The sequence below is a fragment of the Nocardia neocaledoniensis genome (assembly GCF_003182135.1).
GTDB classification, from domain to species: Bacteria; Actinomycetota; Actinomycetes; order Mycobacteriales; family Mycobacteriaceae; genus Nocardia; species Nocardia neocaledoniensis.
In genome coordinates, this window is the sequence record NZ_QGTL01000009.1 from 160783 (window position 1) to 178685 (window position 17903).

General features: G+C 69.4%; 21 protein-coding genes and 1 tRNA gene. 17 read left to right on the plus strand and 5 right to left on the minus strand.

What is annotated here, in order from left to right; translation table 11 throughout:
• The first annotated feature begins 122 nt into the window (after positions 1 to 122).
• From DFR69_RS23145 to DFR69_RS23185, 9 genes are all read left to right on the plus strand, one after another.
• The gene (locus DFR69_RS23145) at positions 123 to 809 is read left to right on the plus strand and encodes a response regulator transcription factor (RefSeq protein WP_110039720.1); all 687 of its coding nucleotides are present in this window, start codon (positions 123 to 125) and stop codon (positions 807 to 809) included.
• A 10-nt stretch (positions 810 to 819) separates the two neighbouring features.
• On the plus strand, positions 820 to 2268 hold the full coding sequence (locus DFR69_RS23150) for a sensor histidine kinase (protein ID WP_110039721.1): 1449 nt from the start codon (positions 820 to 822) through the stop codon (positions 2266 to 2268).
• Between the two features lie 95 nt (positions 2269 to 2363).
• On the plus strand, positions 2364 to 3881 hold the full coding sequence (locus DFR69_RS23155; protein ID WP_244198413.1) for a trypsin-like peptidase domain-containing protein: 1518 nt from the start codon (positions 2364 to 2366) through the stop codon (positions 3879 to 3881).
• Positions 3878 to 4423: a MogA/MoaB family molybdenum cofactor biosynthesis protein gene (locus DFR69_RS23160; protein ID WP_110039722.1), complete on the plus strand. Its 546-nt coding sequence runs from the start codon at positions 3878 to 3880 to the stop codon at positions 4421 to 4423. The genes DFR69_RS23155 and DFR69_RS23160 overlap by 4 nt, the downstream gene beginning before the upstream one ends.
• A gap of 5 nt (positions 4424 to 4428) precedes the next feature.
• Positions 4429 to 4620, plus strand: coding sequence for a hypothetical protein (locus DFR69_RS23165; protein ID WP_110039723.1), 192 nt, complete (start codon positions 4429 to 4431; stop codon positions 4618 to 4620).
• Between the two features lie 521 nt (positions 4621 to 5141).
• Positions 5142 to 5819, plus strand: coding sequence for an MspA family porin (locus tag DFR69_RS23170; RefSeq protein ID WP_110039724.1), 678 nt, complete (start codon positions 5142 to 5144; stop codon positions 5817 to 5819).
• Between the two features lie 65 nt (positions 5820 to 5884).
• Entirely contained in the window at positions 5885 to 6544 is a 660-nt protein-coding gene (locus tag DFR69_RS23175) for an MspA family porin (RefSeq protein WP_110039725.1), read from the plus strand.
• 304 nt (positions 6545 to 6848) lie between these two features.
• Positions 6849 to 7517 carry an MspA family porin gene (locus DFR69_RS23180; RefSeq protein ID WP_110039726.1) on the plus strand — a complete coding sequence of 223 codons (669 nt, stop codon included), beginning with the start codon at positions 6849 to 6851 and terminating at the stop codon, positions 7515 to 7517.
• A 62-nt stretch (positions 7518 to 7579) separates the two neighbouring features.
• Positions 7580 to 8239 (plus strand): MspA family porin, encoded by a 660-nt coding sequence (locus DFR69_RS23185; RefSeq protein WP_110039727.1) that lies wholly within the window; start codon positions 7580 to 7582, stop codon positions 8237 to 8239.
• 66 nt (positions 8240 to 8305) lie between these two features.
• On the opposite strand, the gene mscL is transcribed toward DFR69_RS23185, so the two are convergent.
• From mscL to DFR69_RS23205, 4 genes are all read right to left on the minus strand, one after another.
• The gene (gene mscL / locus DFR69_RS23190) at positions 8306 to 8710 is read right to left on the minus strand and encodes a large conductance mechanosensitive channel protein MscL (protein WP_110039728.1); all 405 of its coding nucleotides are present in this window, start codon (positions 8708 to 8710) and stop codon (positions 8306 to 8308) included.
• A gap of 116 nt (positions 8711 to 8826) precedes the next feature.
• Entirely contained in the window at positions 8827 to 9498 is a 672-nt protein-coding gene (locus DFR69_RS23195) for an SAF domain-containing protein (RefSeq protein WP_110039729.1), read from the minus strand.
• A gap of 88 nt (positions 9499 to 9586) precedes the next feature.
• A complete protein-coding gene (locus tag DFR69_RS23200; protein ID WP_110039730.1) occupies positions 9587 to 9868 on the minus strand; it encodes an FmdB family zinc ribbon protein in 282 nt (93 codons plus the stop codon).
• A 69-nt stretch (positions 9869 to 9937) separates the two neighbouring features.
• Positions 9938 to 10525, minus strand: coding sequence for a 5-formyltetrahydrofolate cyclo-ligase (locus DFR69_RS23205; RefSeq protein ID WP_110039849.1), 588 nt, complete (start codon positions 10523 to 10525; stop codon positions 9938 to 9940).
• Positions 10526 to 10614: 89 nt separating this feature from the next.
• Between DFR69_RS23205 and DFR69_RS23210 the strand changes: the two genes are divergently transcribed.
• From DFR69_RS23210 to DFR69_RS23235, 6 genes are all read left to right on the plus strand, one after another.
• Positions 10615 to 11541, plus strand: a complete 927-nt coding sequence (locus DFR69_RS23210; protein ID WP_110039731.1) for a UTP--glucose-1-phosphate uridylyltransferase — start codon at positions 10615 to 10617, stop codon at positions 11539 to 11541.
• Positions 11542 to 11587: 46 nt separating this feature from the next.
• Complete coding sequence (glp, locus tag DFR69_RS23215) at positions 11588 to 12847, plus strand: molybdotransferase-like divisome protein Glp (protein ID WP_110039732.1); 1260 nt, start codon at positions 11588 to 11590, stop codon at positions 12845 to 12847.
• Between the two features lie 12 nt (positions 12848 to 12859).
• Entirely contained in the window at positions 12860 to 13510 is a 651-nt protein-coding gene (locus DFR69_RS23220; RefSeq protein ID WP_110039850.1) for a GNAT family N-acetyltransferase, read from the plus strand.
• A 136-nt stretch (positions 13511 to 13646) separates the two neighbouring features.
• Complete coding sequence (gene sepX, locus DFR69_RS23225; RefSeq protein WP_110039851.1) at positions 13647 to 14669, plus strand: divisome protein SepX/GlpR; 1023 nt, start codon at positions 13647 to 13649, stop codon at positions 14667 to 14669.
• A 98-nt stretch (positions 14670 to 14767) separates the two neighbouring features.
• A tRNA-Ala gene (locus DFR69_RS23230) sits at positions 14768 to 14840 on the plus strand.
• Between the two features lie 103 nt (positions 14841 to 14943).
• Positions 14944 to 15150 (plus strand): hypothetical protein, encoded by a 207-nt coding sequence (locus DFR69_RS23235; RefSeq protein WP_110039733.1) that lies wholly within the window; start codon positions 14944 to 14946, stop codon positions 15148 to 15150.
• On the opposite strand, the gene DFR69_RS23240 is transcribed toward DFR69_RS23235, so the two are convergent.
• Complete coding sequence (locus DFR69_RS23240) at positions 15151 to 15897, minus strand: helix-turn-helix domain-containing protein (RefSeq protein WP_110039852.1); 747 nt, start codon at positions 15895 to 15897, stop codon at positions 15151 to 15153.
• A gap of 237 nt (positions 15898 to 16134) precedes the next feature.
• Between DFR69_RS23240 and DFR69_RS23245 the strand changes: the two genes are divergently transcribed.
• The gene (locus tag DFR69_RS23245) at positions 16135 to 16902 is read left to right on the plus strand and encodes an alpha/beta fold hydrolase (RefSeq protein ID WP_244198414.1); all 768 of its coding nucleotides are present in this window, start codon (positions 16135 to 16137) and stop codon (positions 16900 to 16902) included.
• Between the two features lie 111 nt (positions 16903 to 17013).
• Positions 17014 to 17865 (plus strand): alpha/beta fold hydrolase, encoded by an 852-nt coding sequence (locus tag DFR69_RS23250; protein WP_110039735.1) that lies wholly within the window; start codon positions 17014 to 17016, stop codon positions 17863 to 17865.
• The last annotated feature ends 38 nt before the right edge of the window (positions 17866 to 17903 follow it).

Here is a 17903-nt window from a genome sequence, read left to right on the forward strand (position 1 = left end):
GGGCCACGCCGTGGAAAATTCGCCGAATATGCGCTGCCACAATGATGCTCCGCGACACCTGTGACTGGCAACGCGCCGCCCCCTCTCAGTGCGTTCTCAGTCGGCCACGGCAAACTGGGCACATGCGCATTCTGGTAGTCGACGACGATCGCGCCGTGCGGGAATCACTGCGCCGGTCGCTGAGCTTCAACGGCTACACCGTCGACCTGGCGGTGGACGGCATGGACGCGTTGGAAAAAGTGGCCGCTGCCAGGCCAGACGCCCTCGTCCTCGACGTGATGATGCCGCGCCTGGACGGCCTGGAAGTGTGCCGCAGGCTGCGCAGCACCGGCGACGATCTGCCGATTCTCGTTTTGACCGCGCGCGATTCGGTCTCCGAACGGGTGGCCGGGCTCGACGCGGGCGCCGACGATTATTTGCCGAAACCTTTCGCGTTGGAGGAATTGCTGGCGCGTTTACGCGCGCTGCTGCGCCGTCGCGCGCCCGATCCGGGCGAAGCCTCCGAGGCGATGGTGTTCGCTGACTTGTCGCTGGATCCGGTGACACGCGAGGTCTCGCGCGGCGAACGCGCCATCAGTCTCACCCGCACGGAGTTCTCGCTGCTGGAGATGTTGATGGCCAATCCGCGCCGGGTGCTCACGCGCGGGCGCATCCTCGAGGAGGTCTGGGGCTACGACTTTCCCACCTCCGGCAACGCGCTCGAGGTCTACATCGGCTATCTGCGCCGCAAGACCGAGGCCGACGGCGAGGAACGCCTGATCCACACCGTGCGTGGCGTCGGCTACGTGCTGCGCGAGACCCCTCCGTAGGCGGCGGGCGATGGCACACAAGGAGCCGGCCGTCGCGGTCCTGCGCCCACCCGACACGGGTGAGATGCGACCGCCGATGCCGCTGACCCGCTCGGTCTCGCTGCGCTGGCGGGTGACGCTGCTGGCGGCCTCGGTGGTGCTCATCGCCGTCGCGGTCACCTCGATCGCGGCCTACGCGATGGTGGCGCGCGCGCTCTACGCCGACGTCGACGCCCAGCTGGAGGCGCGCGCGGCGACCATGATCAACAACAATTTCGAGACGCTCGGCTTCCAGTCGATCGTGCTGGCCGGGCTGTTCTCCAACGACGTCGGCGTCGCGCTGATCTACGCCGACCACAAGCCGTACATGCCGCCGCAGCAGACGATCCCGCCGGTGGGCGTGCAGGAGCTCGCCGTCGCCGACGGCAAGCTCAACTCCTCGCTGCGCACCGTCGGAGATCAGCGCGTGCTCGCCGTGCGCACCCACAGCGGCGCGACGCTGATCATCTCGCAGAAGCTCTACCGCACCCGCGAGGTGCTCGACCGGCTGGCCTGGCTGCTGTTCGTCGTCGGCGCCTGCGGCGTCGTGCTCGCCGCCGCGGCGGGCACCGCCGTCGGCCGCACGGGCCTGCGTCCCATCGCCCGGCTCACCGCCGCCACCGAACGCGTCGCCCGCACCGACGACCTGACCCCGATCCCCGTCACCGGTGACGACGAATTGGCCAGGCTCACCGAGAGTTTCAACACGATGCTGCGCGCGCTGGCCGAGTCGCGCGACCGGCAGCGCAGGCTCGTCGCCGACGCGGGTCACGAGCTGCGCACCCCGCTCACCTCGCTGCGCACCAATATGGAGCTGCTCATCGCCTCCGGTCGTCCCGGGGCGCCGCAGCTGCCCGACGAGGACATGGCCGAACTGCGCGCCGATGTCGTCGCCCAGATCGAGGAGCTGTCCACCCTGGTCGGCGACCTGGTCGACCTGGCCCGCGAGGACGCGCCGGAAACCGTCTACGAGCGCGTCGATCTGGGCGAGGTGGCCGAGCGCGCGCTGGAACGGGCGCGCCGCCGCGGCACCGGCATCACCTTCGCCGCCGAGCTGCGGCCGTGGTTCGTCTACGGGCACGAGGCCGGGCTCGAACGCGCGGTGCTCAATGTCCTCGACAACGCGGCCAAGTGGAGTCCGCCCGACGCCGAGGTGCGGATCAGCATGCGTCCGGCCGGTCCCGGACTGCTCGAGCTCGCGGTCGCCGACGCGGGACCCGGCATCCCGCCGGGGGAGCGCGAACTGGTCTTCGAGCGCTTCTACCGGACCACGGCCTCGCGCTCGATGCCCGGCTCCGGACTTGGGCTCGCGATCGTCAAGCAGGTCGTCACCAAACACGGCGGCACGATCGCGGTCGACACCTCCGACCGCGGTGGCACGCTGGTCCGGATCGTGCTGCCCGGCGAGGCGCCGCTCCCGGACGACGCGGCGACGATCTGACCGACCCAGGAGTCTCGGCGAACTGACGGCCCGATCTCAGCCGCTTCTCAGTACCCGTCACGAAGCTGGTCAGCAAGCGTGAGGAGACAGCAACCATGACCGACGATCCCCAGCAGCGCCCCGCCGAGCAGCCCGGAGATCCCGCGGCGGGCAGCGCGGATCACCCGTTCCCGGCCACGGGGCCGCAGGCACCCGAGACCGGCGCCGCGCCGACCCGCGGCAGCGCGCATCCCGATGCCGCCGCACCGCTCCCCGGCGACGGACGACCCGGCGGACCGGTGTCGTCGTACGACGCGGCGACCGACCGCTCCCAGCAGTACGGAGCAGGGCAGCCCTACGGCGCGCCACAGCACCGGAGCGCGCAGCACCACAGCGCGGCGCAGCAGCACGGCGCGGCACCGCACTTCGGCACGGCGGAGGCGCAGCACACCGCGCCCCTGCCCGGATACGGCTACACGCCGCAGGGTGGTCAGCCCGGTCCCTATGTCGCACAGGCGCCCGCGCCGCAACGCAAACCGTTGCGCCTGGGCCTCGTCGCGGGGGCGACGGCGCTGGCTCTCGTCAGCGGTGGCATCGGCGGTGTCGTCGGAGCGCTCGCGACCGGGTCGGAGTCGGCGCCGGTGACCAACGCGCTCGACGCGCCCAAGCCCAATGTCAACAATGTCGCCAACGCGCCCGCCGGGTCCACCCAGGCGGTAGCCCAGCGGGTGCTGCCGAGCGTGGTGATGATCAAGGTGGCCGGGACGCGGGCTTCGGGGGAGGGCTCCGGGGTCGTGCTGTCCTCCGACGGCCTGATCCTCACCAACAACCATGTCGCGGCGGGGGCCGGTTCCGCGGCGAAGATGGAAGTGGTGTTCAGCGACGGTAGTTCCGCGCCGGCGACCATGATCGGCGCCGACCCGGTCTCCGATCTGGCCGTGATCAAGGTCAGCGGCAAGACCGGTCTCACCCCGATCGAACTCGGGACCTCCGACGGCATCGCGGTGGGCCAGCCGGTGATCGCCATCGGTTCGCCACTCGGCCTCGCCGGGACCGTCACCACCGGCATCGTGTCGGCACTGAACCGCCCGGTCTCCACCAGCGGGGAAGGCGCGCCGAGCCAGGTGAATCCGGTGATCGACGCGATCCAGACCGACGCCGCGATCAACCCGGGCAACTCCGGCGGCGCGCTGGTCGACGCCCAGGGCAAGCTGATCGGCATCAACACCGCCATCGCCAGCCTCGGCGGCGAGGCGACCGGCGCGCAGAGCGGCTCGATCGGCCTCGGCTTCGCGATCCCGGTGGACCAGGCCCGCCGGGTCGCCGACGAGCTGATCAAGACCGGCCACGCCACCTACGCCCAGATCGGCATCAAACTGCGGCCCCAGGACACCGCCGCCCGCGTTCTCGAGGTGACGCCGGGCAGCCCGGCCGACAAGGCGGGCGTGCCCGCGGGCGCGGTGGTCACCAAGCTCGACGACCGGCCCATCGACTCCGGCGACGCGCTGATCGCGGCGGTCCGCTCGCATCAGCCGGGCGACAAGGTGAAGCTCACCTACACCGACGAGCAGGGCGGCAACGCCAAGACCGTCGAGGTCACCCTGACCGGCGCGGCGGCGGAGGGCGGCCGATGATGCGTTCGAGCGCGGCACTGTCGTGTGTAAGCGCTACGGTGATGAGCATGGACATCGATGCTCCCGTGGCAGGGCGTGCACTGGTTGTTGTCGTCGACGATCGGACGGCGCATGGCGGAGTGGACTCACTCGGCCCGCTCGTCACCGAGTTGCTCAGCGAAGCGGGCTTCCTCGTCGACGCGTCGGTGACGGTGCAGGCCGAGGAGGTCGAGATCCGCAACGCGCTCAACACCGCGGTGATCGGTGGCGTCGATCTGGTGATCTCGGTCGGCGGCACCGGGATGTCGCCGCGCGATGTCACCCCGGAGGCCACCACCGAGGTCCTCGACCGGGAGCTGCCCGGCATCACCGAGGCGCTGCGCGCGTCCGGCCGGGTGGCCGGTTCGCTCGACGCCGGTCTCTCGCGCGGTGTCGCCGGGATCTCCGGCAGCACCCTGGTGGTGAATCTGCCCGGTACCCGCTCGGCGATCCGCGACGGCATGGCCACCCTCGGCCCGCTCGCGAGCCGGGTGATCGGCGAGCTCTCCGGATTGGACGAATGAGGCCGATGGCCACGTCGGACAGCACGTCCCCGCCGGATCCCGAGGCGGCCCGCCGCAAGGCCGCCGAGGCCGCGCGGCTGGCCAGGATCTTCGGTGACGTGCTGCCCGAGACCACCGGTGACGAGCGCGGCGAGGCCGCCGGCGGCCCGGACAACGACGAATGGTTACGATCCCAGGTTCCACCACACCACGGGTGACCGCACCGTTACCTACGCGGACCGCACGTAAATCGCCCGAACCGAAATGCCGGTTTCGGTACCGGCGAGTAACCGAGGCAATTTCCCAGGACCACGCGAAAGCGTGGTCCTTTGTCGTGTTCAGGGCTCCAACCGGTGTACCGACGGTACCGGTCAATCGGCCTTAACACATCACGTGCCGAATGCATAAATGCACGTCAAAGCATGTGACGATGTCCGACCGTGTGGCGGGGGTCACTATGAAATTTACGAACTGTTTCGTTGCCTGAACATCATCTGAGCGTTTAATGTTCGCCATCGAGCCATCAACTATCGGTCCCCGCAGTACCCCACTTCTATGCGTTGAACCACCCGGTGGAACCCTGGCTCGGGTTCGCCACACCGGCCCCGGCCGTATCGTCGAAATAACAGTTGGTTACGTAACGGCAACAAAGGGGCGACACACTGAGCTGGGCCTGTGAGGTCCACCCGTCCGGTCTCGAAAGTCGAGACCGGCTGTTAGACACCTGATGAGGGGAAGTATGAGCGAGAACCGCACCACCGGTGTGCGCCGCGGCGCCCGTGCCGCGGGCGTCGGCGCTGCCGCGGCCGCCGTGGCTTTCGGCCTGCTGTCGACCGGTGCCGCCAATGCCGACACCTTCGTGCCGTTGCCGGACGGACAGAAGGTCGGTCCGAATGTGACCATCACCCGCACGCACGAGAGCGCACTGATCTCGCCGTCGATGGCCGCCAACGGCGCGGGTCGCGTCGTCTGGGTCTCCGGCTCGGCGATCGCCGAGGTCGCCGAGACCCCCGAGGGCGAGGTCGGCCCCTGGAACGGTCCGTCCGGCCGTCCCGGCTCCAACAACTCCTCCACCCACGGCACCTCCCAGCTGAACACCGGCTACATCGTCGGTTGCCAGGTGAGCATCGCCGACGACGCCATCGGCGCCGGTGTGTCCGGTGGCCTGAGCACCAGCGGCGTGAGCGCCGGCGGCTCGATCGGTGTCAACCTGGGCCCGGGCGAGGTCAAGTTCGTCCAGATCAGCTCGAAGGACATCCAGAAGGCGGGCACCTACGCCATCGATTACCAGGACGCGGAAATCGAGATCCAGGGCTGCGCCGGCTACGCGCAGGCCCGGGCGTACACCGTGGTCGAGATCATCGGCGACCACTACTCGAAGACCACCCTCTACGGCATGCCGTTCAGCATCGGCTGACGTCTTTCGAATCTGACGAATCTTCTTCTCGCTGCGGCGAACTCAATCCTCGAGGGACAAATCCTATGATCAACCGTAAGTTCATGGCGCGGATGGCGGGCCTCAGCGCCGCGGCCACCGTGGCTGTCGGCCTGTTCTCCACGGGCGCGGCCAACGCCGACACCTTCGTTCCGCTGCCGGGTGGCCACATCACCAAGACCCTGTCCGACGGCACCGTCGTCGACATCAGCCTGGTGGGCGAGTCGGCTCTCATCAGCCCGTCGATGGGCTCCACCCCGGTGCACCGCAACTCGTGGGTCTCGGGCACCGCGCAGGTCACCGTCTCCGACGGCGGCAGCGGCAAGATCTACCCGGGCTACACCGTGGGTTGCCAGGTGAACATCGCCGGCGGCGGTGTCTCCGGCGACGGCTCGGTCGAGAGCGACTGGGAAGGCAACGCCAGCGGCGGCATCGGCACCGGCGGCGAGCTCTCGCTCGGCCCCGGCCAGGCGCAGTCGTTCTACATCCTCGACCGTGAGGTGGCCGACGACTACGGCAACGAGTCGCACAGCAAGAACAACAAGTTCAAGAACGGCTCCGGTTCGGTGAGCTGGCAGGACTCCACCATCGGCCTGACCGGCTGCGCCGGCTACGCCCAGGCGCGCGCCTTCGTCAGCGTCGAGGTCGAGACCGACAACGTCATCAGCTGGGTGACGCTGTGGGGCCAGCCCTTCAGCCTCGGCTGATAGGTCGAATCCCCGGAAACGGGCCGGTCGCGTTCGCGACCGGCCCGTTTTTGTTGCGTCGACGATTCGCTTGCGCTGGACATTGCCGGGCCGCCTCATTATGTTTGTGGCGAATTGACTGCCTCGCAGTCAGTATCACGCGAAGTTTTCTGACTTTCAGCTTTCTCGATAGACCTCCCGGCTGGGCGAATCCGCCCTGTTGCCAGCGGCGCCGTCTGCGGACGCGCCTGGGCTGGGTCCGGGCGCAGCACAGATATCGGCCTCGACGGTCGAGGTCGATTTTGCGTACACCTCGAGGGGAAGTATGAGCGAGAACCGCACCAACCGCGTGCGTCGCGGCGCCTGGAGCGCGGGCGCCGCTGTGGCCGTGACGATGGGCCTCCTGTCGGCCGGTGCAGCCAACGCGGACACCTTCGTGCCGCTGCCGGACGGCCACAAGCAGGGTCCCGGCGTCACCCTGAGCAGGACCGGCGAGCATGCTCTCGTCTCCCCGTCGCTGGCCGCCAACGGCGCCGGACGTGTGGTCTGGGTTTCCGGTAACGCGCGCGCCGACGTGACGGAGACCCCGGAAGGCGAGGTCGGGCCGTGGAACGGACCGTCCAACCGCCCCGGTTCCAACAACTCGTCGACGCACGGCGCGTCGAACCTGAACACGGGCTACATCGTCGGCTGCCAGGTGAGCATCGCCGACGACGCGATCGGCGCCGGGCTCTCGGGCGGTGTCTCGACCGGCGGGGTGAGCGCGGGCGGATCCATCGGCCTGAACCTCGGCCCCGGTGAGGTCGCCTTCGTGCAGATCGATTCCAAGGACATCCTGAAGCCGGGCGTCTACTCGGTCGAGTACCAGGACGCCGAGATCCAGATCCAGGGCTGCGCCGGGTACGCGCAGGCGCGCGCCTACACCGTGGTCGAGATCATCGGCGACCACTACTCGAAGACGTCCCTGTACGGCCAGCCGTTCAGCATCGGCTGACGCGCGACCACATCGAAACCTTCGCTCGTTCACACGAATTCACCCTCGAGGGGTCAACTGTGATGATCAATCGTAAGAGCATGGCGCGCGCTGCCGGTTTCTCGGCCGCCGCGACCGTGGCGCTGGGTCTGCTTTCCACGGGTGCGGCCAATGCCGACACCTTCGTTCCGCTGCCGGGCGGCCACATCACCAAGACGCTGTCCGACGGCACGGTCGTCGACATCAGCCTGGTGGGCGAATCGGCCAATATCAATCCGTCGCTGGGTTCCACGCCGGCGCACCGCAACGCCTGGGTGTCGGGCAGCGCGCAGGTGACGGTGTCCGGTGGCGGCGGCGGGAAGATCTTCCCCGGGTACACCGTGGGTTGCCAGGTGAACATCGCCGGTGGCGGCGCGACCGGTGGTGCCGAAGGTGCGGTCGACGACGCGGGCGATCCATCCGGCGGAGTCACCACCGGTGGCGAACTGTCCCTCGGCCCCGGCCAGGCGAAGTCGTTCTACGTGCTCGACCTGGAGCAGGCCGACGACTACGGCAACGAGTCGCACAAGACCCGCAACGCCTTCAAGGGCGGCAGCGGCTCGGTGACCTGGGCCGACGAGACCATCGGCCTGAGCGGCTGCGGCGGTTACGCCCAGGCGCGCTCGTTCGTCAGTGTCGAGGTGGAGACCGACAACGTGATCAGCTGGGTCACGCTGTGGGGCCAGCCCTTCAGCCTCGGCTGAGTTCGCGCGATCCGGGAATTCTCGGGCCCCCGGCTTCGGCCGGGGGCCCGATCCCTGTGTCCCCGCTCAGAATTCGTGCTTGCCGCCCGCGCTGTTGTGCTGATCGGCGAGCAGGTCGCGAATCTGCAGCAAAACCTCACTGTCGCTGAGCTTCTCGTCCTCTTTGGAGAATCGTTTCTTCGCCGATGCCGCGGGCAGCACCAGGACGAAGTACAGAATGGCGGCGATCAGCAGGAAATTGATTCCGGCGGTGATGATCGGACCCACCTCGATGAACGTGGCCGGCTTGTCGGCGACCAGCTGGAAACCGAGTCCCACCTCGTTGGTTCCGCCGAACACCGCCAGCAACGGGTTGACGATCCCGTTGGTGAACGCGGTGACGATGGCGACGAACGCGGTGCCCATGACGACGGCGACCGCCAGGTCGATCACGTTGCCACGGAGCAGGAAATCCTTGAAACCCTTGAGCATGCGTTGCGCTCCATTCTCGTAAAGCTGCGAACGATCGTGCTGGTTCGTCCTGATGTTAATCAGGGTTGCGGCAAATCGCGCGCTAACCGGAATTCGAGGGCTCTGTGCCGCCGGCCTCAGTGGAAGACGACGGTGAGCGCCGTCCGCAGTGAGGCGCCCGCGACGGCCGTGGCGTACTCGGCATCGAGCGCGACCAGGACCACCCGCTCCGCGCCGGAGCGCCGCTCGCCCGGCGCCGTGACGAGAACGACGGCCGCGTCGGTGGCCAGGGTGCGGGCGGGCTTGCTCGCACCGGGCGCGCCCGCCTCCTCGACGCCGACGACGTCCACCCGGTCGCCCGCGCGCAATACCTCGGCGACCGCGGAATCGGCGAGCCGGATGGGCACGATCCTGGCATCGGCGCTGCCCGCGGCGGCCGCGGCCAGGCGTGGGCCGACGACGCGCAGATCGGTGAAGGCCTCGCCGGTCCGCATCGCACCGGTGAGGGTGGCGCCGAGCAGCGTGGTGACCTCGGCGACGGAACCGGAAGGGAGCGAACGGGATTCGTAGCGCTCGACGCGCAGATCGTCGGCGGTGAGCAGCCTGCCCGGCGAAAGATCGCGGGCGGCGACGACGACCTCGCGACGGGCGTCGCCGGGGTCGCCGCGAATGAACAGCGCCAGCGCCGTCAGCGCCAGCGCTCCGGCCAGCACGCGCCGCGCCAACAGGGCGTCGGCCCAGGCCGGGCGGTTACCGAGGGCGAAGCGCCAGGAGCTGCCACGCCCCAGATCGGCAAGACTGCGAGTCATGCCGCGAGCCTAGGAGCGCGGCGACGGGAGACAGCCCCGAAAGTCCTGGTTGTGGACAACTAGGGGGCTGTGGAGAACTCCGTGAGGGTCAGCTGGCGGCCGCGGGCGCGGTGCTCGCGCTCGGCGCGGGGGTGCCGCTGCTGCCGTTGGACTCCGAGGACGACTTCGCGGGCTCGCTCGCGGTGGACGCGCCACCACGGCTGTCGGTGCGGTAGAAGCCGCTTCCCTTGAAGACGATGCCGACCGAGTTGAACAGCTTCCGCAGCTTTCCGGAACACTGCGGGCATTCCGTCAGCGTGTCGTCGGAGAAGGACTGAACGATGTCGAAGCGGTTGTCACACTCGGTGCACGCGTACGAATAAGTTGGCACAGGATCCTCCGCAGGTCTCGTCGATCTAGCACTCTACCGCCGACAGTGCCAACCTCGCCAATCGCGGTTTCATTCCGGGGAAAGCCCCAGCTCGCGCAAACCGCCGCCGGGCGTCAGCGCCCAGCCCATCCGCAGGTCGTGCGGTTCCTCCGGCAGGCGCTCGACCAGCTCGGTGTCCCGGACCACCGCGATCAGGCGCGCGGCGGGATCGGCCGCGTCGAGGGTGCGGTCGTAGTAGCCCGCACCGCGCCCGAGCCGCACCCCGCGCAGATCCACCGCCAGCGCGGGAACCAGGATCGTCGTGGCCTCGGCCACAGTGGCTGGCGGCAGGGTCGGCGTGGTGGGTTCGAGCAGACCGAAGCGGGCCTTGCGCAGCGAGTCCGGCCCCTCGTAGCGCGCCCAGCTCAGCGGTCCCGGTTCGCCGGTCACCGGCAGCAACACCGTGGCTTCGCGCTCGCGCAGCGCGTCGAGCATCCGCAGATCGCCCGGTTCGCGCCGGATCGGGACGTAGGCGCACAGCACGACGTCGGGCCCGGCCAGCGCGGCGATCCGCGCGGCCAGCGCCGCCGCCTCCGCGGCGTGCTCGGCGGCCCCGAGCTGGGCACGTTCGGCCAGGATGTGATCGCGCCACGCATATTTGGTGCGCTCACCGGGCATCTCCACAGCGACCACCCTAAGCTCTTGCCGACGCCGGATCGTCGCGACAAGGCGATCGGACGCCCACGCAGAATGGATAGGGTATACGCATGACAGACAAGACTTCCGGTTTCCGCACTGCGGTGGTCCCCGCGGCCGGACTCGGAACCCGGTTTCTGCCTGCCACCAAGACGGTGCCCAAGGAATTGCTGCCGGTGGTCGACACCCCCGGCATCGAACTGGTCGCCGCCGAGGCCGCCGACTCCGGCGCCGACCGGCTGGTGATCGTCACCTCGCCGGGCAAGGACGGCGTGGTCGCGCACTTCGTCGAGGATCTGGTGCTGGAGAGCACGCTGGCCGAGCGCGGCAAGTTCGCGCTGCTGGAGAAGGTCCGCAAGGCCCCGGCCCTGCTCGATGTGACCTCGGTCGTGCAGGAGGAGCCGCTGGGCCTCGGCCACGCGGTCGCCCAGGCCGAGGCGGTCCTCGACGACGACGAGGACGCCATCGCGGTCCTGCTGCCCGACGACCTGGTGCTGCCGTGCGGCGTGCTCGAGACCATGAGCCGGGTGCGCCGGGAGCGTGGCGGCTCGGTGCTGTGCGCCATCGACGTGCCGAAGTCGCAGGTCAGCGCGTACGGCGTCTTCGATGTGGAAGACCTCACCGAGGGCGCGGAGGCCGATGTGCTGCGTGTGCGCGGCATGGTCGAGAAGCCGCAACTGGCCGACGCGCCGTCGACCCTGGCCGCCGCCGGGCGCTACCTGCTCGACCGCGTGATCTTCGACGCACTGCGCCGCATCGAGCCGGGCGCGGGCGGAGAACTGCAGATCACCGATGCCATCGCGCTGCTGATCGCCGAGGGACACCCGGTCCATGTGGTCGTGCACCGTGGGTCGCGCCATGATTTGGGCAACCCGGGCGGCTATCTTCGAGCTGCCGTGGATTTCGCCCTCGAGCGGGAGGAATACGGTCCGCAACTGCGTGAGTGGCTGAACTTCCGGTTGAGCCCGGAGTGGGACCCCCAGGCCCCGAACGCGTAGCGACAAGCACAACAGGCAGGCAGACGCCGATAGACACAGGAGCTCGATGCGCTCGGTTGAGGATCAGCTGATCAAGGTCACCGCGGCCGCGGTCGCGCCAAGGCCGGTCCGGGTCGCGATATCCGAGGCCCAGGGTTTGCTGTGCGCGGAGGACGTCGTCACCGAACGACCGCTGCCCGGCTTCGATCAGGCCGCCATCGACGGCTACGCGGTGCGCAGCGTCGACGTCGCCGCCGCGGGTACCGACGTGCGCGACGAAGAGGGCGAGCTCATCGACCTCACCCTGCCGGTCGTCGGCGAGGTGGTCGCCGGTTCGCGCCAGCCCATCCGCTTGCAGCCCCGCCAGACGGTGCGCGTCGACACCGGCGCGCCGCTGCCGACCCTCGCCGACGCCGTGCTGCCGCTGGACTTCACCGACGGCGGCCGCGCCAGGATCAAGGTCTTCGAGCCGGTTCGCTCGGGCGATTACGTGCGCCGGATCGGCGACGACGTGCAGCCCGGTGACGTGGCGGTGCGCGCGGGCACCATCATCGGCGCCGCGCAGGTGGGTTTGCTCGCCGCGGTCGGTCAGGACAAGGTGCTCGTGCATCCGCGGCCGCGGCTGTCGGTGATCTCCATCGGCGGCGAGCTCATCGACATCGATCGCACGCCGGGGCCTGGTCAGGTCTACGACGTGAACTCCTACGCGCTGGCCGCGGCCGCGCGCGACGCGGGCGCCGACGTCAACCGGGTCGGCATCGTCAGCGCCGATCCGCGCAGGCTGCGCGATGTGGTCGAGGGCCAGCTGGTGCGCTCGGAGGTCGTGGTGATCGCCGGCGCGGTCGGCGGCTGGGCCTCGGAGCAGGTGCGCGAGGCGCTCGACGGGCTCGGCGAACTCGAGGTCGACCGGGTGGCGATGCATCCCGGCTCGGTGCAGGGCTTCGGGCGGCTCGGCCGCGACGAGGTGCCCACCTTCCTGCTGCCGTCGAATCCGGTGAGCGCGCTGGTGGTCTTCGAGGTGATGGTGCGTCCGCTGATCCGGATCGCGCTGGGCCGCAGGCAGCCGATGCGCCGAATCGTCAACGCGCGCACGATCACTCCGATCACCTCGATGCCCGGCCGCAAGGGGTACCTGCGCGCGCAGCTGTTGCGCGACGAGGCCACCGGCGACTACCTGGTGCAGCCGCTGGGCAACGGCAACGGCGGGTCCTCGCACCTGCTGGCGACGCTGGCCGAGGCGAACAGCCTGATCGTGGTCGATCCCGACGACACCGAGTTCCGCACCGGCGACGAGGTCCGAGTGGCATTCCTGGCGCAGCGCGGCTGAAACGTGGAGTCGATGAACGTATTCCGGTCGGGGCAGCATCCCGGCTGGCCCGCACGGCTAGGCCCGGTGAACGTGGCGGCGGGTCAGGTGACCCTGCGCCCGGTGCGCTTTCGCGACGCCGCGGCCTGGAGCCGCATCCGGCTGCGCGACCGCGACCATCTGGAGCGCTGGGAGCCGACCGGACGCGGCAGCTGGGAGGCGCGCAACCACGCGTCGAACTGGCCCTCGCTGTGGACGAGCCTGAAGGCCGAGGCAAGGCGCGGCGCGATGATCCCCTTGGTCATCGAGGTCGACGGGCAGTTCAGCGGGCAGCTGACCATCGGCAACATCGTGCGCGGCGCGCTGCGCTCGGCCTGGATCGGCTACTGGGTGGCCAAGGATCTCGGCGGGCAGGGGGTGGCGACAGCCGCGCTCGCGCTCGGCCTCGACCACTGCTTCGGGCCGGTCGGCCTGCACCGGGTGGAGGCGACGGTGCGGCCGGAGAACCTGGCCAGCCAGGCGGTCCTGCGCAACGTCGGGTTCCGCGAAGAGGGCATGCTGCGCCGCTACCTCGATGTGGACGGCGAATGGCGCGATCACCTGCTGGTGGGCTTGACGGTTGAGGAAGTCCTGAGCACGGTGGTGGACCGCCTGGTCAGAGAGGGTAGAGCGGCGCTGCCGTGAAATTTCTGTTACTCATGTGGCAGGTGTGCACGGCGCGCCTGCCGCGCGGGCAGGCGCGCCCGAATTAACCTACGGACGTCGGTAGTGCGTCCACAGACGGACAACACGCAGGCGGGGACGGGAGGTGAAGACCGCGATGCCGAATTCGATCTTGTGGATCGGGCTTGTCGTGCTGTGGGTCTTCGTCCTGTTCCCCATCCTGGCGGACCGGCATCCCCGGATCCGCCGCACCACCGATGCCGCACTCGCCACGCGCGTGCTGCACCGTGGCGGGGCTGAACGACGAATTCGCATCGGGGCTGCGGGCGGTCACGACAGTGACCCCGACTACCGCCCCCGTGTGCTCACCAAGCGCCCCCACCGTACTGATTCGGAGGATCGGATGACGACATCGGCCGACGAGCCCGTCACCGAAGCTGACGACGAGTTGCTCACCCCCGCACCGGAACTCGAAGCCGCGTCCGAGGCGGGCCGCGACGACGCCGAGGACCGCGACGAAGAACGTTCCACGGCAGCCGATTCCGCGGTCGACGATGCCGAAGGCGCTGCGACCGAACCGGATTCGTCCGACGACGCGGAGCCCGCCGACCCCGCAGTCGCCGCCCGGATACCGCCGGCCCCGCCCGCCCGGCTCGAAGACGTCCCCGCCCCGGAGGGCGATGCCGACGACGAGGACTTCGTGCCCAACCGGCGCGGCCGCGGCGGCTACGACCCCGAAGCCGACGCCATCGCCCGCGCCGCCCGCTACAGCTTCCGGCAGCGCGCCGTGCTCGGCCTCATCATCGCCACCATCCTGTTCGCCGCGTTCGGCCTGCTGCTGAACTCGATGTTCTGGTGGGCGTGCGGCCTGTCCACGGCGGTGCTCGTCGGCTACCTGGCCTACCTGCGCAAGCAGGTCCACGTGGAAGAGGAGATCCGCCGTCGGCGCGCGGCCCGCCTCACCCGCGGCAAGCGCCGCGAGGAAACCGCCACCCCCGAAGCCGCCACCACCCGCCGCACCATGGACCGCGACACCGCGCGGGCCCTGCGCCGGCGCTCCAGCCTGCTCGACACCGACGACGAGGACCCGATGTTCGAGCACCTGGAAACCTTCGATCCAGCCACCGCGCGCGCCCTCCGCACCCGGGTCGAAGACCTCGGCAGGGCAGTCGGCGAATAACTGGTCGAACCACGCTAGAACAGCAGGTCAGAGTACCGATTCGGTATCCGGGCGCAACGCCTGATACAGTGTCACAGCGCGGTTCGCCAGAGCCGCACGGGGCTATAGCGCAGTTGGTAGCGCGTCTCGTTCGCATCGAGAAGGTCAGGGGTTCGATTCCCCTTAGCTCCACAAGAAGTACGGGTCAGGCCGGATTCCGAGAAGTCATCGGAGTCCGGCCTGATTCGTTTCCGGACGATATCTCGAACAGCGAGCAGGGTGTGATAATCGCCCGATGGACGACTACACCACCCACAAGCAGAGGGCCGAGGCGCTGCTGGAGGAGCTCACCGCCGGGGCGGAGATCAGCGAAGCGGAGCGACGGAACGTGATCGCGCAGGCGCAGGCGCACGCCGCTCTCGCGCAGGCAGAAGCCCAACGGGAGACCGCGGCGGCGATACGGGCGATCGGGGCGTTGTCGGTGCAGCGCGCGGAAGTGTAATCAGATTGTCGGCCAGGCGACTTCGTCGATCGCAAGCCATGGGGCTCTGGCCACGCCGGTGGGGGTCAGATCGACAATCGACTTGATTCGACGGTGCAGATGGGACTGGTCGGCGTAGCCCGCCTCGGCGGCCACCTCCGCGGGTGGGCGTCCGGCCGCCAGGAGACGGGCGGCGTGATCGAAGCGTACGAGTTCGCACGCACGCTTGGGCGAAACGCCGAGATGAGCGCGGAAGCGCGACCACAGGCGCTGGCGTGTCCAGCCGGTCTCCACGGAAAGGTCCTCGACGCGCAGTAGCCCTCTGGCGCTGACGGTCTGATTCCAGGCGTAGGCGACCTCGGGCGCGACACCGAATCGGCGGGTCGCCCGCCCGTGCAGGAACTCCGCGGCGAGTGCGAACCGATCGTCCCATGACGGCGTCGCACGCAGCCGTTCGCGCAGGGCCGCAGCGCAGCTGCCCCACAGTTCCCGCACCGGTGTCACCGTGCCGCCGATGACGTCGGTGTCGCGCAGAATCGCCGCGGCGACGACGGGAGACATTCGGATCTGCAAGACCTCGCCGACGCCTGCGCCGGCCACGCGTACGGCACCCGCGTCGAGGCCGACGATCGTGTCACCCGTGACCGAGCGCCCGAGCGGGTCGTAGACGACTACCTGCTCGCTGAGATCGAACAGGAGGGTGACCATCGGATGGGGAATCATCGTGATGTCGACCGAGGCATTGTCGTTGTATCGGAAGCCCGCCATCCACACTCCCGGAGCTGGGCGTCGGACCGGAACCGCGACATCGACCCGGCTCCAGTCCAATCTGCCGGTTGCGGTCATGCCTCGAGATTAGCCGGTCTTCCGGATGATCAGCAGACGTGCGGACCGCGGCCGCAAGCGTGACATTCGTTCAATACGGCGTGGCCGCCTGCGACGATGCTTTCGGGTATGACCAAATCTACTCCAGCGCAGGCACGACGCTCGACGACAGTGCGCGGGTTGCACATAGTCATGGACGGGAACCCGGCGGCGCCGCCCTTGTTGCTCATCCACGGCTCGGGCGCGACCGGTTCCACCTGGGCAGGGGTGGTGCCAACCCTGGCCAGGGAACATCGAGTGATCGCGATCGACCTCCCCGGATGCGGCCGGTCCGAGTCGGCTTCGACGTATGCCGTTGCGGAGCAGGCGGATCGGATAGCCGCCGCATTGGACGAACTCGGCATCCGAAATCTGGACGTTGTCGGTCACTCCAGCGGAGGCTATGTCGGCACCGCCCTCGTAGAGCGTCGTCCCGACCTGGTCGGCAGGTTGATCCTGGTGAGCACCGGGCCGAGCCCCGCGGCCCTTCTCCCCGAACCGGCCATCCTGCGGGTGCTCGTCGCCCCACCGCGCGGGCCGCTCATCTGGTCGATCCGTAACGACTCGATGATCCGCCGCGGACTGGCGGCGACCGCGGCGGCCCCGATCACGGTGCCCGACGAGGTGGTCGCCGACCTGCGAAGGACACCCTATCGAGCGTTCCGCGCGATTCTCGCCGCCAACATCGACTACATCACCGCCCGGTCGGTACCACAGCGCCTCATCGACGCCGGAAAGCCCGTCTTCGTGATCTTCGGCGACTCCGACCCACGTTGGGACCCGGCGTCGGCGCGCCAGTACACGGCGGTGCCGGGCGCCGAGCTCGAGTACCTCGCCGGAGTCGGACACCTCGCGATGCTCGAGGACTGCGATGCGTTGAGCCTTAGTCTCGCCCGCGCACTCGAGTAGACGTCCGAGGTCATGCCCGCGTCGCCCCGAATCGCGTTGTTCCGGGGTTGCCGATGAATTTCGGAGGAGGCTGCCGTCGGTATTCGTGGAGCCGATGGACAGGAGTACTGGATGGTTGGGGTAGCGGGTTCGGTGCGGGTGAACGGGGTCGAGCTGGGGGTCGAGAGTTTCGGGCGGGGGGATGATCCGCTGGTGTTGCTTGTCGGGGGGACCACGATGTTGTCGTGGCCCGAGGCGTTGTGTGAGCGGCTCGCGGCGGGTGGGCGGCGGGTGGTGCGGTACGACCTGCGGGACTCGGGAACGTCGACGACGGTCGATCCGGAGCACCCGGAGTACGGCCTGCGGGATCTCGCGGCGGATGCGGCGGGGCTGGTCGAGGCGCTCGGGGTGGGGAGTGCGCACCTCGGTGGGGTCGGGGTCGGGGGGATGGTGGCGCAGGTCGCCGCGCTGGATCATCCGGGGGTGGTGTCGGCGCTGACGCTGGTCGGAACCAGGGCGGTGGCGCCGGGGCCTGTCGACGCGGATCTGCCCGATCACGATCACGCGGTCCTGGGGGCGCTGTTCTCGCAGCCGATGCCGGACTGGGCCGACCGGGCGGCCGTCGCGGAGTTCGCGGCGGCGGGAGCCGAACTGCTGGGGAACGATCCGGTGGAGGCGCGGGAGAGGGCGGCGCGGATCTGGGATCGCACGCCCTCGAGCGATCCGGCGGTGCACGAGGCGAATCAGCTGGGCATGGTGTTCTCCCGGATCGACTGCGCGCCGCGCTGGCGGGAACGGCTCGGCGAACTCGACGTCCCCACGCTCGTGGTGCACGGGCGCGCCGACCCGTTCTTCCCGGTCGGCAACGGCGAGGCCCTCGCCGCCGAGATCCCGGGCGCGCGGCTGCTCGTCCTCGACGACATGGGTACCGCCCTGCGCACCACCTCAGCCGACCGAGTCGCCGCCGCCATGCTCGCCCTGTGACGCGGACGGTCACTCCGCCGAAACGGTAGGTGATCGAC